Annotated in this window: 13 protein-coding genes; 9 read left to right on the top strand and 4 right to left on the bottom strand. The window is 35.9% G+C overall.

Annotated elements, in window-relative coordinates:
• The first annotated feature begins 92 nt into the window (after positions 1-92).
• From CQA66_RS04880 to alr, 5 genes are all read left to right on the top strand, one after another.
• Positions 93-833 (top strand): BspA family leucine-rich repeat surface protein, encoded by a 741-nt coding sequence (locus CQA66_RS04880; protein ID WP_104762821.1) that lies wholly within the window; start codon positions 93-95, stop codon positions 831-833.
• Positions 834-850: 17 nt separating this feature from the next.
• Positions 851-1084, top strand: a complete 234-nt coding sequence (locus tag CQA66_RS04875) for a CstA-like transporter-associated (seleno)protein (RefSeq protein WP_104762822.1) — start codon at positions 851-853, stop codon at positions 1082-1084.
• A 43-nt stretch (positions 1085-1127) separates the two neighbouring features.
• Positions 1128-4244 (top strand): efflux RND transporter permease subunit, encoded by a 3117-nt coding sequence (locus CQA66_RS04870; protein WP_104762823.1) that lies wholly within the window; start codon positions 1128-1130, stop codon positions 4242-4244.
• A 287-nt stretch (positions 4245-4531) separates the two neighbouring features.
• Positions 4532-5623, top strand: coding sequence for a YkvI family membrane protein (locus tag CQA66_RS04865; RefSeq protein ID WP_104762824.1), 1092 nt, complete (start codon positions 4532-4534; stop codon positions 5621-5623).
• Complete coding sequence (gene alr, locus CQA66_RS04860) at positions 5604-6740, top strand: alanine racemase (RefSeq protein ID WP_115582553.1); 1137 nt, start codon at positions 5604-5606, stop codon at positions 6738-6740. The genes CQA66_RS04865 and alr overlap by 20 nt, the downstream gene beginning before the upstream one ends.
• Here the strand turns inward: alr and lysA are convergent.
• Positions 6737-7999, bottom strand: coding sequence for a diaminopimelate decarboxylase (lysA, locus tag CQA66_RS04855; RefSeq protein ID WP_104762826.1), 1263 nt, complete (start codon positions 7997-7999; stop codon positions 6737-6739). The two genes, alr and lysA, sit on opposite strands and share 4 nt — an antisense overlap.
• Positions 8000-8140: 141 nt before the next feature.
• Here lysA and CQA66_RS09480 point away from each other — a divergent pair, with 141 nt between their 5' ends.
• On the top strand, positions 8141-8551 hold the full coding sequence (locus CQA66_RS09480; protein WP_104762827.1) for a hypothetical protein: 411 nt from the start codon (positions 8141-8143) through the stop codon (positions 8549-8551).
• A 200-nt stretch (positions 8552-8751) separates the two neighbouring features.
• Here CQA66_RS09480 and CQA66_RS04845 read toward each other — a convergent pair whose 3' ends face one another.
• The 3 genes from CQA66_RS04845 to CQA66_RS04840 form a co-directional block, all read right to left on the bottom strand.
• Complete coding sequence (locus tag CQA66_RS04845) at positions 8752-9789, bottom strand: aspartate-semialdehyde dehydrogenase (RefSeq protein ID WP_233707709.1); 1038 nt, start codon at positions 9787-9789, stop codon at positions 8752-8754.
• A gap of 140 nt (positions 9790-9929) precedes the next feature.
• On the bottom strand, positions 9930-10184 hold the full coding sequence (locus CQA66_RS09140) for a hypothetical protein (RefSeq protein WP_147289206.1): 255 nt from the start codon (positions 10182-10184) through the stop codon (positions 9930-9932).
• Positions 10185-10338: 154 nt separating this feature from the next.
• Positions 10339-11142, bottom strand: a complete 804-nt coding sequence (locus CQA66_RS04840; RefSeq protein ID WP_104762828.1) for a DUF1796 family putative cysteine peptidase — start codon at positions 11140-11142, stop codon at positions 10339-10341.
• A 144-nt stretch (positions 11143-11286) separates the two neighbouring features.
• Between CQA66_RS04840 and CQA66_RS04835 the strand changes: the two genes are divergently transcribed.
• The 3 genes from CQA66_RS04835 to CQA66_RS04825 all read left to right on the top strand — a co-directional run bounded on the left by CQA66_RS04835 (position 11287) and on the right by CQA66_RS04825 (position 15924).
• Positions 11287-12099 carry a tRNA 2-thiocytidine biosynthesis TtcA family protein gene (locus CQA66_RS04835; RefSeq protein ID WP_104762829.1) on the top strand — a complete coding sequence of 271 codons (813 nt, stop codon included), beginning with the start codon at positions 11287-11289 and terminating at the stop codon, positions 12097-12099.
• A gap of 277 nt (positions 12100-12376) precedes the next feature.
• A complete protein-coding gene (locus tag CQA66_RS04830) occupies positions 12377-13177 on the top strand; it encodes an SEL1-like repeat protein (protein ID WP_104762830.1) in 801 nt (266 codons plus the stop codon).
• Positions 13178-13179: 2 nt separating this feature from the next.
• Entirely contained in the window at positions 13180-15924 is a 2745-nt protein-coding gene (locus tag CQA66_RS04825) for a tetratricopeptide repeat protein (protein WP_104762831.1), read from the top strand.
• The last annotated feature ends 387 nt before the right edge of the window (positions 15925-16311 follow it).

Raw genomic sequence — 16311 nt, 5'->3', positions numbered from 1 at the left:
TGTCAATTTTATTTGAAATGTTGTATGCGCCTCTATTTGAGAGGATTCTTAGAGTATAATTATCGATCTAACGAATAAAATAAGGAGAGGCGATGAGGCAAAAAATGCTTTTATATATAAGCTGTTTTTATTTATTACTCTATTCTATGCTTGATGCTCAAGCGGTTGTACAAACAAAAAAATATAGTCCTAGCACACGTTATTACCTTGAACGTTTATTGAAAGACCCGACAATTCCATTGGCTGAAATTGACACAAGTAAAATTACGGACATGAGCAGATTGTTTCAAAATTCACTACGAAAAGATTTCACAGGTATAGAGACTTGGGATGTGAGTAATGTCAAAGATATGAGTTATATGTTTGCTGGCGCAAAGTTCTTTAATCAAAATATAGAATCTTGGAATGTTGCCAATGTGCAATTTATGAGCGGGATGTTTTATGAAGCGCGACAATTTAATCAACCGCTTAATGGCTGGGATGTAAGTAATGTGAGATTTATGTTTAGTATGTTTCTAGGAGCAATCAACTTTAATCAACCCCTCGATTCGTGGAATGTCAAAAACGTAGAAGCAATGGGAAGCATGTTCTATAACGCAAGGAAATTCAATCAAGATATTAGTCAATGGAATCTTGCAAAAATCAAAAACACGCGCGATATGTTTCATAATGCAAAAATGTTTAATCAGGATTTAGAATCATGGAATCTTGCTAAGTTACATAATAAAGAAAAAATGTTCTTTCGATCAGGGATGCGTACTATTCCTTCATGGTATCAAGAAGAGTGGCGCAAGGAACAAGAGCTAGAACGTCTGAAAAGACATTTTCATTAATCGACAAAGGAGCATCTATGAAAGACAAGCTTCATGACAGACGTGGTTTCAAAATTGTGAAATATATCTGTGAGCTTTATAGGCATTCAGAAAAATTTTTTCATCTTTTAGTAGGTTTACCAAGCTATGAGAAATATAAAGAATATCACAATAAATACCACCCTAACTGCGTACTAAAAAGCCGTAAGGAATTTTTCTTAGATTCTCAAAATAAAAGATACGGCCGAGATGGTGGAAAAAAATGTTGTTAATGTATGTATTATTAGGCGATAAGGCAGTTTACTAAGGATAAGTATGTATCAATTTGCAATTAATCGACCTGTTTCAACGTTTATGTTTGCGATGGCTCTTATTCTCTTTGGAATGTATGCGATAAAGCAAATGCCTAAGGCACTTTTTCCTGATGTAGATTTTCCTGTTGTAGTCGTGAAGACAACCTATAAAGGCGCGAGTGCTGAAACGATTGAAACCAAAGTAACTGATAAAATTGAACAAGCGGTACTAGCTATTGATGGATTAAAATATGTAACTTCTAATTCTGCGAAAAATATCAGCATTGTGGCTGTGATGTTTGAATTAGAAAAGCCTTTAGAAGTAGCCGTTAATGATGTCCGAGATAAAGTTAACGCAGTGGTACTAGATTCTGAAATTGATAAGCCTACTGTCCAAAAGCTTGATACGGGCAGCACCCCTATTATTTCGCTTTTTCTCTCATCTGATAAGCCTATTCCCGAGATGATGAAGCACACTAATAATGTCATCGCCCCCATTTTACAGAGAATCGGCGGAGTAGGGAATGTGCAAATGAGCGGTTATCGTGAAAGACAAATTAAAATTTTTCCCGATCCCACATTGATGAATAAATACAATTTAACCTATACAGATTTATCCAACGTCTTAGGCAGAGAAAATAGAGAAATAGATGGCGGCAGAGTGATAGATGCAACAAAAGAGTTTTATATTACCACAGACGCAAATAGTATAAACGTTGAGGAAGTCGGAGATATTATCATTAAGGACGGGTTAAAACTTAAAGATGTGGCTACGATTGAAGACGGATTGGCTGAAGAGAAATCTTATGCGACCTACAAGGGCAAACGTGGAGTAATACTAGAGGTGCAAAAGATTACAGGTGCCAATGAAATAGCCATAGCCGACGGTGTAAGAAAAGCGATGAAACAAATCGAGGCAGTTAGCCCTGGGTATGCTATTGATATTTTCTGGGATACCACTGAATATATTCGTTCATCAATCAGCGATATAGAATTTGACTTAGCTTTGGGCGGGTTTTTAGCGGTGTGTATTGTTTTGTTTTTTTTGCGCAATATTACAATCACGATTGTTTCTGCTATCTCATTACCTGTTTCAGTGTTAGGTACATTCGTCTTTATACATATAATGGGTTTTACCCTCAACATGCTTACTATGTTAGCCTTAACGCTTGCCATTGGAATCATTATTGATGACGCTATCGTTGTTATCGAGAATATTCACAAGAAACTAGAGCAAGGCATGAAGCGTAGAGAAGCAGCCTATCAAGGAGTGCGAGAAATCGGGTTTGCCATTGTTGCGATTTCTGCTATGTTGCTTTCTGTTTTTATCCCTGTGGGAACAATGAGCGGTATTTCAGGTAAGTTTTTTGCAAGCTTTGGTTTGACAGTCGCGTTAGCGGTGGGCATTAGTTATATTGTTGTCGTTACGGTTATTCCTATGTTTAGCTCATTATTAGTTAAGGCAGAACAATCCAGATTCTATTACGCAACTCTGCCCTTTTTTCAGAAAATCGATGAGATATATCTTAGAATATTGCAATTTCTTATGAGAAGTTGGCGCAATATGTTGGTTGTTACTGCTTGCGTGTTTGGTATTTTTGCCTTTTCGCTTTTTGTGGCTTCAACCTTAGGCAATGAATTTCTCTTAAAAGAGGATAGGAGTCAGTTTCAAATCATGTTTAAAGCCAAGCCGGGTATTAGCATTGATGAAATGAAACGAAAAACTGAATTTTTCGCAAAATATATAGAATCCAATCCGTATGTTGCATTTGTTACATTGCAAGTAGGTCCTGGCGATTTGCAACAAGCATTTTTTTCACAACTTTACATTGCACTAAAGCCACTCAAAGAACGTAAAAAACAAGGCAAAGAAGCGGATCAATTTGTTATTTTACAGAATCTTACTGATACATTGCGCGCAATGCCAGAAGCGGAAGGTATTGATGTGTATGGTTCAGAAGTCCCATTAGTTGGAGGAGGGGCAGATAATACTCCTGTGCAGCTTGCAATATTTTCTCCTTCAGAATCACTTATGCAATCAAGTGTTAAAAAACTTAGTCAATACATTACTGAACAAGAGCCAAAATTTCAGAATAAGATTACGAATTTTCACCTTTCTACTTCGGATTCTATGCCAGCCTTTAAGTTACGTCCAATTAGACAGAATCTTGCGCAATATGGAATCACAAGTACAGACATAGGGCAAGCAATTAATATGGCATTTTCTGGGGAAATGCAAGTAGCCTATTATAAAGAATCGGGTAAAGAATACTATATCACTGTACGTGCGCCAGATTCTAAACGTATAAACTCTGATGATTTGCGACGTATTCAAGTAAGAAGCCAAAATGGAGATTTGATTTTTATCGATGGATTGGTGGAAATAGAAGAGAGCACTACTTCCACAAATATTACAAGATTCAATAGACAACGAAGTATTACCGTAGCAGTTGCTCCAAAAGAACATAGCGGGCTTAGTGTCGGGGAAATGATACAGCTTATTGAAGCAAACGCTAACAGTGGGGCGAAATGGCTAGAAGATGGGGCTGGCTATCGCCTTATGGGGCAAGCTGATAGTCTCACAGAAACGCAAGTGGCTTTTGGTATAGCTATTGGAATGGCTTTTGTGCTTATCTATCTCATTCTAGCGGCTTTGTATGAGAGCTTTTTACAGCCCATAATTATTATGGTAACCATGCCCTTAAGTTTTAGCGGTGCATTTTTCGCTATTAAGTTAGTCGGAGGAAGTGAGGCAGCTATGAGTATGTTTTCTATTATGGGGCTTATTTTGTTGATTGGTATGGTAGGTAAGAATGCAACCTTGCTCGTAGATGTCGCGAATGAAAAACGTAAAATGGGTGCGGGTCTTGTGGAGGCAATACAATTTGCGGGCGAATCTCGCTTACGTCCTATTCTTATGACAACAATCGCTATGGTTGCAGGTATGCTCCCTCTAGCAATCGCTACTGGAGATGGAAGTGCCATGAAACAACCAATTGGGCTAGCAATGATAGGCGGGCTTATTGTGTCTATGTTACTTTCTTTACTTGTTGTACCTGTTTTTTATCGAATCATTGCACCTATTGATGAGAAATTGCAGAAATTCTATAAACGAAATGACACTGAATTGGGTGCTTAACTATTCACTAAATTCATAAACGAGTTTTATCGTTTAGGCTTTCTAACGGTTTATGATATTTCATTTAAATATCTTTTATTTTTTTCACTTGCATAGTTTTACGTATAGCATTATGATTCTCAATACGGAAGTTCTGCGTAATTTTTTCAGAGTTTAGATTACAAATTACGCCGCTTCAATACATTTTATCGTTTTTTATAACAATAAATATTGTAGATTATGAAAAATATCTTGACATTTTAAAATCTTTTACGTTAACTTTTATAAAGTTGCAATGAAGGATAAATATGTCAAAAAAAATATCAGTTATGGGGATTGCTGCAACCTATGCTGGGACAGTGATTGGAGCGGGATATGCTTCCGGACAAGAGATTTTGCAATATTTTTTGTATTTTCGAGAGCATACTTTTGTTATTGTTTGTGTTGCTACATTGTTTTTCTTTCTGTTTGGTTATATTCCAGCATGGCTTGCAAGTTATTTTAGGACGAGCAACTATCTGCAAGCAATTAACCCGTATCGTAACAAGTTTTTTAATGTGTTTTGCGATGTATTTATCACACTTTCTTTATTTGGTACTCTAGTGATTATGCTTGCTGGAGCAGGAACGACATTTGAGGAAAAATTTCATTTGCCTATGTTTGTTGGCGCGCTCCTTGTGTGCGTGTTGCTCATAATAAACACATATATAGGGTTGAATATGATTGTGCGAGTTATGGAAGTGCTTACCCCTTGTATGTTCTTGGGCGTTGCTATTGTTGGAATCTATTCTCTTTTGAATCCGAGTGCTGCTTCAGATGAAGAGATAGCAAAGGCTAGCATTAATAACAGCAGTTTAATTTGGCATTGGAGCATTTCGGGCATTTTATATGTTGCTTTTAATTTTCAACTAGCCTTAGCCGTTCTTGTGCCGATTAGCAATGAATCTCGAGATGATAGAACGATGTTTTGGGGAATAGTTTTAGGCTCTGTTCTGCTTGGCGGTTGTGCAGGATTTCTTTGTTTAGTTTTGCAAGCCCACATTGTAGAGGTAGGCACACATAGATTGCCTATGATTATTCTTGCAAATAATATGTCTTCTTGGATAGGTGCTTGCTATGCTGTTGTGCTTTTCTTTGGTTTATATTCAACTGCTATTTCTTGCTTTTACGGTTCTGTGCAGAGATTCAAAAGATTCTATAAACTGCAATACACTTCATCTCTGCTTGTGATTGTCGCGACGGCTGCTGTGGGGTTTTTTGCTAGTCTTTTAGGATTTAAGGATTTAATTAGCATTGTTTATCCTCTATTGGGATATGGCGGGATTATTATTATGATTTTTATACTTTATGTCTATATTCGAGCCAGCAGAAAGGACAATCATGCCTTATCAGAATCTTAAGAGGCAGGTTTTGGCTGAAATTAATCTTAATCACTTTATACACAATCTTACGTTAGTCAAACAGAGATTGAATCCACAGACGCAAATTATGCTTGTATTAAAAGCCGATGCGTATGGGCACGGTGCTTTGCAGCTTGCTAAAGTGGCTTTAGAGCAAGGCATTAATTACTTTGCCGTTGCTACTTTTGAGGAAGCAATGCGGTTAAGAGAGCAATACCAAGAAGCAAGAATCCTTATTTTAGGCTACACTCTTCCATCACATGCGCTAGAGGCTATCAAATATCATATTGAAATGTGCGTCTATGATATACATACAGCGAAAGCATTCTCAAAGATTGCGTCTATTCACAACATGCAAGCATTACTGCATATTAAGTTGGATACGGGCATGGGTCGTTTAGGTTATCAACTCAATGAACAGAATCTACAAGAGATTCAAGAAATTTTCCATTTGCCTCATCTTAGAATACAAGGCATATTTACGCATTTTGCTACTGCTGATTGTGCAGATTCGGATTATCTTATTAAGCAATATACGGATTTTCAATCTTTCCTTGCCTTATTGCCAAACCTATCAAATGTGCTTTTGCATTGTGCCAATAGTGCGAGTATTTTTCACGCGCGACAAACACACATGGATATAGTAAGGCTTGGTATTATTGCGTATGGATTGCAGCCTTCCTTTCAAATGAATATGCGAGACATTAATCTTAAAGCCGTTATGAGTTTTAAGGCTAATATTGTGCATATCAAAGAAATAGACAAGTATCAGAGCGTGAGTTATGGTCGTACATTTGTGGCTACGAAAAGAACTACGATAGCGACATTGCCCGTTGGTTATGCTGATGGTTATATGCGACTTCTTTCTAATAAGGCAGAGGTACTTATACACGGTAAAAGAGCACCGATAGTAGGTAATATCTGCATGGATCATTGTATGGTTGATATAAGCGAGATCGATAATGTCAAAGTAGGTGATTGCGTGTTGCTCTTTGGCTATGATGAATATCATAATGAGTTAAATGTGGATGAATTAGCTGCCCGTATCAATACAATTAATTATGAGCTTGTTTGCGCGGTATCTAAAAGAGTGCCAAGAGTATATACGAGATTCTAAGTCTCTTGATGCAAATATTGTAATTCATTTTTAACACTTTCTTCAAAGCTTTCTCTTTGTTTAATTAGGAAATGTTTTCCGCTAGATATTGCAACTTCAGCTGGCTTTAGCCGTGAATTGTAATTACTTGCCATACTATAACCGTATGCCCCACAGGATTCTATAAGAAGTAAATCTCCTGCCTTGCATAGCGGTAGCTCTCTATCTTTCGCAATATAATCTCCGCTTTCACAAATAGCACCCACAATATCACATATCTGTGTCTCTCCGACTTGAGAATCTCCTAGATATGAAATATGATGATACGCATGGTATAAACTTGGACGCAATAAATCATTCATTGCGCAATCAATAATAACAAACCTCTTGTTGTGCGTTTCTTTTTTACCTATCACGCGGGTAAGAATTGCCCCATTGTTTCCCATAATACTTCTGCCCGGCTCACAAATTGCAGTGAGGTTAAGGGCGTCAATATGTCGAATAATTTGATTAATATAATGGGCTATGTCAAATGCCACTTCGTTATTATAAGTGATACCAAATCCCCCGCCAATATCAAAAAACTTCAAATCAATATTTGCGCTTAAAAGACTTTTTGTCAAATCTAAGACTTTATGTGTGGATTCTAGAAGAGGGGCAAAGTCTAAAATCTGCGAACCAATATGATAATGGATTCCAATAGGGCTAAGATAAGGGCTTTTGTGTGCATACAAATACAATCTTTTTGCGCTTTGCATATCTAAACCAAATTTATTTTCGTGCAAGCCTGTTGAGATATAGGGATGCGTTTTTGCATCTACATCAGGATTGACGCGGATGGAGATTCTTGCTTGGCTTATTGTGTGTTTGGAATGAGACTGTATAAGCTCTTTGGCAATTTCCTCTATACGTAACAATTCCATTTCAGATTCTACGTTCAAAAATAAAATTCCAAGTTCCAACGCTTCTTTAATCTCATAGTCTTCCTTGCCTACACCGCTAAAGATGATTTTATAACGCGGAATCCCAGCTAACAGAGCTCTTTTAATTTCATTCAAACTCACGCAGTCAGCCCCACTACCAAGTCTTGCAAGTGTATTGATAATACTAAGGTTGGAGTTTGCTTTGAGCGCATAACAGATTAATGATTTAAAACCGTAAAAAGAGTTTTTAATAGAGGTGTATTGCTTTTGTATAGAATCTAAATCATAGAGGTAAAGTGGAGTATTGTAGATTTGCGCTAATTCTATATAATTACATTTGGCTTGAAAATATTTCATACAAAACCTTACTTAACAAACAATCAAATCATCAAAGTTGCAATAATTCTATCAAATAAAAATCAATTTATATCATATCACTCTAATTTATGATAAAATCGCGCTTTTAAGTTTTAAAATACTAACATATAAGGTTGGCTTATGGGTTCTGCGAATCTAATTTTTATAGCTGGTAGTTTTGTTATAGTCGTGGTGCTTTTTATTTTTGCGTTATTTAAATTTGTTTTATCCAAACCAAAAGAAAAAGAATTTCATATTGATGTAGAGGATACCTTTGGGATTGAAACTGTAATGATGGTATTAGATTCTTCTCAGAGCTCATTAGAAGATATACAAAAAGCTATTGACAGGCTTTTTGAGGATTATGATAGGATAGAACCAGATAAGCAAAAAATTAAGAATATTTTGATTGCCTTATCGTTACATAAAAATGCACAAAAAGACATTATTATTGCAACTCAAAAAAGATTCCAAGATAGGCATCCGGAACTTGAAATCGAACTTGAAAAAGCAGTGAAAAAAGGTCTTGATAATCGCGGTATGAGGAAATAGATTCTAAATTGCTTTTGCTTTTGGCATATAATATATAGATTGGAGTATTTTATCTTTAATTCATAGCAAGTTATGAATTGCTCAATTACTTTACTATTACTTTTAGAGCCGTGAATTAATTTGGAATTAACTTGGGTTATTTTGTATCGACTAACTTAACAAAAAAGCTATTTTTTCTTTTATTCATAATGACACAAATATTAAAGCTGTATCCACTTTTCGGCTATACGTACAGCGTTTGTCGCAGCACCAACACGTACTTGGTCGGCTACACAAAATAGATGTAGAATCCTTTTGTCAAAATTATCTTCACGAATACGTCCCACAAATGTGCTATCAGTATTAGTTGCCGTAATTGGCATAGGATAACAATTCTCATTTGGGGAATCTATTACTACCACATTTTCTGCATTTCTTAAAATGTCTCTCGCACTATCAGCACTAACTTTTTTCTTGAAACGAATAGTAATTGCTTCACTATGACTTCTTAAAATTGGTACTCGCACACAAGTAGCAGATAATTGGAAGTTAGCGTGCATAATCTTTTGACTCTCATTGAGCATTTTCATTTCTTCTTTTGTGTAATCATTGTCTAAAAAAACGTCAATGTGCGGAATCAAATTCAGTGCGATTCTGTGTTGAAAGACTTCAGATTCTACAGAATTGAGATCAAAAGCAAAGAATTTCTGCATCTGTGTGATAAGTTCCTCCATACCTCTTTTCCCGGCACCACTTACCGCCTGATATGTGCTTACATCTACGCGTTCAATTCCAAATTCTTTATGCAAAGGAGCTAGCACGTGCACCATTTGTATTGTTGAGCAGTTTGGGTTTGCAATGATTTTGGCATTTTTGACAATATCATACGGATTAACTTCTGGTACAACTAAAGGAATATCTTCTTGCATCCGAAAAAAACTCGTATTGTCAATCACCAAAGCTCCACTATCGACAGCATGTTGTGCATATTGCTTGCTAATATTAGAGCCCGCGCTAAAGAAAGCTATTTCGATATTTTCGCGTGCAAAAACTTCTGGAGTAGTCTCTAAAATAGGATACTTTCTACCACAAAATTCCATTTCCTTGCCCACACTTCTTTGGCTTGCTAGCAAAATTAATTTTTTAATTGGGAAGCTTCTCTCCTCTAAGATGAGTAACAGCTCTTCTCCCACTGCACCGCTTGCACCAACAATGCCCACAGTGTATGATTTCCGTGATTGTTTCATGGCTAATGACATAATTCATCCTTAACGTGTTTGAGTATGATAAATATTCGGTTTATTTTATGTGTTATGTTTGATTCGTGGTTTGATTCATAATTATTGTAAAGAGATTATAACTTATTTTGTTAAATTCGTTTTTGCTGCATTTTACTTGTTTACTGCTTATTTTCCTGCAAGAATTCATCATCAAACATCATCGGTGTTTTACTTTCTTTTTTGGTAGTTTGGATTCTATATGAATCGCTTAAAGAGTCTTTGTCGTGTGAAGAAATATCTTTGAATTTCGCGCGCTTTTGAGGAACAATTAAGAGCATAATCTTGCTCCATTGTATGAAATTCCCGACCCATTCTCCATGTGCATTATACAGAGAATCTAGTCGCAAATAAAAGGCATAATGAATCTTGCACAATGGAATACGTATAATCGGGATTTTTAAATAGATTCTAGACGTTTGCTTTGTGTGTTTAATGATAATATCTTGATAGTCTTTGTGGTTTATGCTGTTTGTTTGAGTTGCACATTGGAGGGATTTAGAATTTTGCTTGAGAGAAGATTCTGTATTGTTAATTGAAGGGTGTTGCCCCCCCCGTAGTTTTAGCTGTGTTATTTGATTGTAAAAGTACAGAGTTAGGATAAGTATCAACAAAGGAATAATCAATAATGCTAAGTTTTGCATTCAGTTTTGTAATTTTCTTTTGGGCAGGGGAAAGTACATTTTCTCCTTGCATTTTTGCAATATTAAGAATCGTATAGTTTGCATTATGATAGCTCTGCATAAAATATAAAAATTCTTCACAGGATTCCTTATCGCTGGGTCGAGTGGTAACAAACAAAATATGCTGTGATTGAAAAATATGCGATTTGAGGTTAGCAAATCGACGTTGCATTGTCTGTATAAAAAACGAATATTGCGATTGAATGCTTTGAGCTTGCTTGAATGCGTGAATAGATACCATACCATTACGTAAGTCCGTAATATATCTGCATCCATTCTCACTTTCCCAATCCTCTTTTTCTTGAATGTCTGCAAAGAATCCTTCAAAGTCATTGGCAAAAAGATTCTGTATATCTTTAAGCGTATAGCACATCATCCAATCAAAGGGCGAAGCAAACTCGCGTAATCCGAATTTTTGCAAATAATGCGCAGCTTGACATGCGTCGCCTAAGCTAATCGCCATATCCACACATATTAATTCTTCTTGATATTGTTTCCGATATTGAGAGAGCAATAATCTATTAAAAGCCGCATTCATTTTCTCAAAAAGTCCGTCCCTGATTCTATGACGATAGGGTGTAAATGGAATCCAATGCGTACTAATTTTGCTGATATTTCGTAAGGTTTTGTTAAAGAATATTTGTTCTTGCATCTTTTTCCTTTTTAATTAATACCAACATTATATAGAATCTTGTTTCTGTTGAATGTAGAGGGAGAGCATTTCCTTGATTGCCTGTATTGCAACAGAATTATTTCTTTGCTACACTTCGATTCTATTTTGGGTATTAGGAGTTTTATGCAGCAAGCTATTCTTTCAGACACGAGACAATCCACAGATTTGGTAGATTCTAAACCAACTATTAGCAAAAAAATCTTAAGTATCACTGGCAGAACAAATGCTGCTTATAAGCTCATTAATGAAGGAGATAGAATCTTATTAGGCTTGAGTGGAGGGAAAGATTCTCTACTGCTTGCGACTTTGTTAGCCCATATCAGACAGCATGCCCCGTTTGATTTTGAGTTTCTAGCTATGACTGTGGATTATGGTAGAGGTGGAGAATATGAGTATATTTTTGAATATTGTGAAAAAATGGGAATCCCTTATGAGCTTAATCGTACGGAAATCTTTAAGATTTTAGAAAATCACAAAAAAGAAGGGAGCATTTATTGTTCATTTTGCTCAAGAATGAGACGAGGAGAGCTTTATAACATTGCACTACAAAGGGGCTTTAATAAAGTCGCGCTCGGACATCATTTAGATGATGCGGCTGAAAGTTTCCTTATGAATCTTACTTATAATGGCTCTTTACGTTCAATGCCACCTTATTATAGGGCAGCCAATGGACTAGGAGTTATACGTCCTTTGATTTTTGTAAGGGAGCGGCAAATTATTGACTTTATTGCAAGTAATCGGATATACATTGCTCCTGATTGTAATTGCCCGATTAATTGGCTACCCGAAGACAAAAGGCCACACGCTAGAAGTGAGAGCAAACAATTATTGCAGCAGTTAGAATCGCAAAACCCTCTCTTATTTAAATCTCTTAAAAACGCTTTTAGCAATCTGCATGTGAATAGCTTTTGTGATATGAGATTTCTTGATACATAAGCATATTCAATAAGCGGGCTTTAGTATCTCGACCTTTGTAGAATCTATGATAAACTTAAGATTCAAATCATAGTTTAGTATTTTTCATTATTTTTACGTGCTGTTGATTTGAATATCCTAACCCGTGTGCTTTCAAGAATTGCTAGAATCTCGTTATAATCAGATAGTTATTTTACTTTGGTTAAAGAGTCCTCTCTATTCATAAAGATTTACTTATTGAAATTCAAATGTCAATGCTTGTTTGAGTTAGGATCGAATTAATAATTAAGGATATATTATGTGGTTAAAGAGATTACTACTCTTGTTTTGTTGTGTGCTGCCAATATATGTATGCGCACAAGATTCTCTGAAATTCACAACAGTCTCTTCACTAGATGGTGATTTTCTCGTATGGCATAAACAATGCAAACAGAAAGATTATCAAGCTTGCTATTTTCTTGGTTTAAGTTTTATGCAGGGCTATAAAACATTGCCCGATATACAAAAAGGCAACAAGACTCTGCTTATGGCTTGTCAAAATCGCATTTTAGAATCTTGTCTAGCTCTTCAGCAATACTACCCTTTAGATTCCGATAGCATACTTCTTGCTACTATGCAGCCTACTTGGAATAGTGCTTTCTTAGCTTATAAAGAAGCATGTGATTTAGAGGATATTGAATCATGTGAAACGCTTGCTAAATTTCTCTTGCAACACAAACAAACATTAATTAATAAAGAATCAACAGAGCAATATCAGCCCGTATATGCGCAGATTTTGAATGTATTGGATAATTTTTGCAATGCTCAAGCGGAGGATTCTCTGAATAATTCAACTTGTCAAACGCTTGAGAATTTTAAACTTATATTTTACAATGTAAACACTAGTCAAATTCCCGCTTTGCTAATCTCTTGTAAAAAGTCATTACAAACTCCGTATGCTGCTCGCACAGATTGCGCAAGGCTGGCAAACGCTTATGCAAGGGGAGACAATGTATCCCAAGATAAGATGAAAGCATACGAATATTTTAGTCTTGCTTGTCAGAGACACAAGAGATTTTGTTATAACAAAGTTTTAGATTCTATTTTGAGTAAGGAATGATTATGCACGCAAGATGTACGACAATAAGAGATTATTTTGTCATTACCACGTTGATATTTGCTTGTTTTATGATGATTTTGTATGCAGATTCGACTGATAAAAATATGCAAGTTGATAAATGTTCCAAAGGATATGTTACGTCTTGTATTGTATTGGGGAAAGATTCTCATAAATATCACAAATACATTGTTGCGAATCTTCAACGTGCTTGTCAAAAGGAATATAAAGCTTGCCTAGCATTGGCTGAAATGTATAATCCTAATCCAATTTATAATTACAATACACAGAATTTACAGCCATTGCCAGATGCAGATCCTATAAACCAATCTATATTAACTAGCTTACAACAATCTCAACATGAGTTTACCATTTCTGTGAAAGGATTAAGGGCACTAGGTATTCCAACCGATGCGAAAGAGGCATTGAAATATCAAGAAAAAGCTGTCCCGCTTATGGAATCTGCTTGTTATGTGCGAGCACAAAAAGACATGCAAGCATGTATCGCGTTGAGTTATTTTTATGAAAAAGGCATAGCTGTGCCACTCAATCGCCATAAAGCACAACGTTTAATAGAATCCGTATTAGATTCGTTTATGAAAGAATGTTTATTTAACGATACGACTGCTTGCATCATTTTTAATCAATATCCAGATTATTTAAAGATGATTAATAGCGAGATTTCTACTATTATCATGCAATGCAATGAAGGAGATTTTCTGTCTTGCTTACGTGCGAGTTTGTATTATACGCAACATTTCTCTATTCCTAGATTCAAAAATGTTCATGCCAATAACGACCAACAAAACAACAAGCCCAAAGACAATGAAACAGAAATGGATTTTCTCAAATCAGCACTTTTTCTACAAAAAGCTTGCAACTTAGAATCTCAAACGTGTGAGAATATTCTTTTTACAATTCCTTTCGCGCGAGCATGTCTTATGCAAAACGATATGCAAGCGTGTGCAAAGGTTCAAAGCAACAGACCAGAGTTTTATTCACTTGCTTGTGAGGGCGGAAATATATCGAGCTGCTACAAATTGCGATATTTACCTATATTTGACAATACAAAAAAGCTTGTTGCTTTAAGTCAACGTGCGTGCAAGGGCGGTGTCATTGAAGCTTGCGCAGATCTAGCTAGAAGATATAAAGTAGGCGATAAGGTGCAACAAAATGAGGAAAGATCTTTGCATTTTATGCAGCGAGCTTGTAATTGGGAATTAAAGCAAAAGGCAAAAGAATCAGATTCCAAACCAGATTCTCATACAGAAAATACAGAGTATTGCTATGAAAGTGCTTATGGATACGAGACGGGTGAATTTGTTAAACAAGATATTACTAAGGCTATGCAGCTTTATGAATATTCATGCGCATTTAATCCTAACGCATGTGATAGATTGGCAAGGTTGTATCAAGTCTATAAAAAAGATTCTGAAACGGCGTTGAAGCTGTATCAACATGCCTGTGATAATGGCGCGAGTTTCGCGAAAGGTTGCGCAGAGGTTGCTAATCGTTATTTCTTAAAAGCAACGCAGGGCGAAGATTCGTTACCTAATATTCTATTGGCTATTGCATACAACCAAAAAGCAAGTAAGCTTCAAGGGAAAAGCGCGCTAGATTCTTTGTATCAATTAGGGACAATTTATTCATTAGAAGGGTTTAATAATACAGATACTTCTTCGCGCGCTCAACGAGCTACTCAACCTAATCCTTACAAAAATTACGCCTTAGCCGCTCAATATTATCATGAGGCATGTCAGAAAGGCTCTTTACAGGCTTGCACAAAATATAAGCAATATAAACAAGAAAAACAGCAGGAATTGCAGCAGTTATGTACCATAGAACGTTCTAACGAACATTCTAGTGCTTGCTATCAACTATTGATGTATGATTTGCTTTTTACGCAATCTCAGCAGAAACGTTTTACTCCAGCGGAAGCCTTTGGTATGCTCGTTACTTCTTGTGAAAGCAATATGCCTTCCTCTTGCGCATCTCTTATTAGGCTTTCTAGCCATAAAGAATATCAAGAGTATTTCCGTGCAACAACCTTCAAGCAAAATATGTACTTACAAGGAAGGCTTTGTAGAATCAGCAAAGATAGATTGTATGATATTATTTCCCACAACAATAATACGGGTGATTTTTGTGCTAACTTCGCTAACCTTGCTTATCAACAAAGAGATTATGCAAAGTTTATAGAGGCACTTCGTGGGTATGAATATGGTTTTATTATGACAATTCCTGTGGAAAATGCACTTGATAAATTAGTACAGGCATACTTTGTTACGCAGCGATATGACGATATGCTTGGAGTCTATCGTTATATCTACGCAAACCACATTCCCAATAGTTATTATTTCTTAGCTAAAGCGTATCAAGAAGGATTAGGAGTAGAGAAAAACTTGCAACGTGCCATTATGATTTATCAGTTGGGTGTTTATAAAGAGAGCGCGCAAGATTCTCTTCAAGATGATGAAATGGATCATTTCGCATTAAGTTACTTAGGATTAGCGCAAAGTTATCAAGAAGGATTAGGAGTAGCAAAAGATAATTATAAAGCCATAGAATTGTTACGTTTAGCTTGCCCATTACATACAGAAATACGATTGCAAACCGTTGCAGCTGAAGCTTGCGCGTTATTAAGTAAGGAATTTAGTAGAGATGGTGATTTAGAAGAGGCAAAAGCATATTATCAAAGAGCTTGTGAGGCACAATATCAAGGGGATATTGTTTCATGTAAATCAAAATGATTGAAGATTAGATGCTATCGTGCTCTACTATCGTGTTTGGTTTTGCTTGTGTTAAATTCTGTTTGTTTTCTAGTTTTGTTGGTAATGGAATCTCAAAAACTTATCCTATTTGACTATAAAATCAATAAAAACTAAGTTATGAAGTTATTCAAAAAGCAAAGTTTTGTTTTCAATGACAAATGAATTGATTCTTAGGGAGCAATCTTTTTGTTTTATTATCAATGCTCTGTGTTTTGTATTTTCTATTTGAATCTTTTGCGATGAATGACGTTTTATAGCTTCATGATTATGTATTGCTCCCTTGCTAATTTATCTTCTCATCATTATTTCTATGCTAGCAATGTAGTTGAAGAATCGCAAATCTTGAGCTTGGAGCAAGTTATTTAT

The sequence above is a fragment of the Helicobacter aurati genome, from assembly GCF_003364265.1.
In the GTDB taxonomy this organism is placed as follows: Bacteria; Campylobacterota; Campylobacteria; order Campylobacterales; family Helicobacteraceae; genus Helicobacter_A; species Helicobacter_A aurati.
This window is presented reverse-complemented; position numbering and strand designations above follow the sequence as displayed.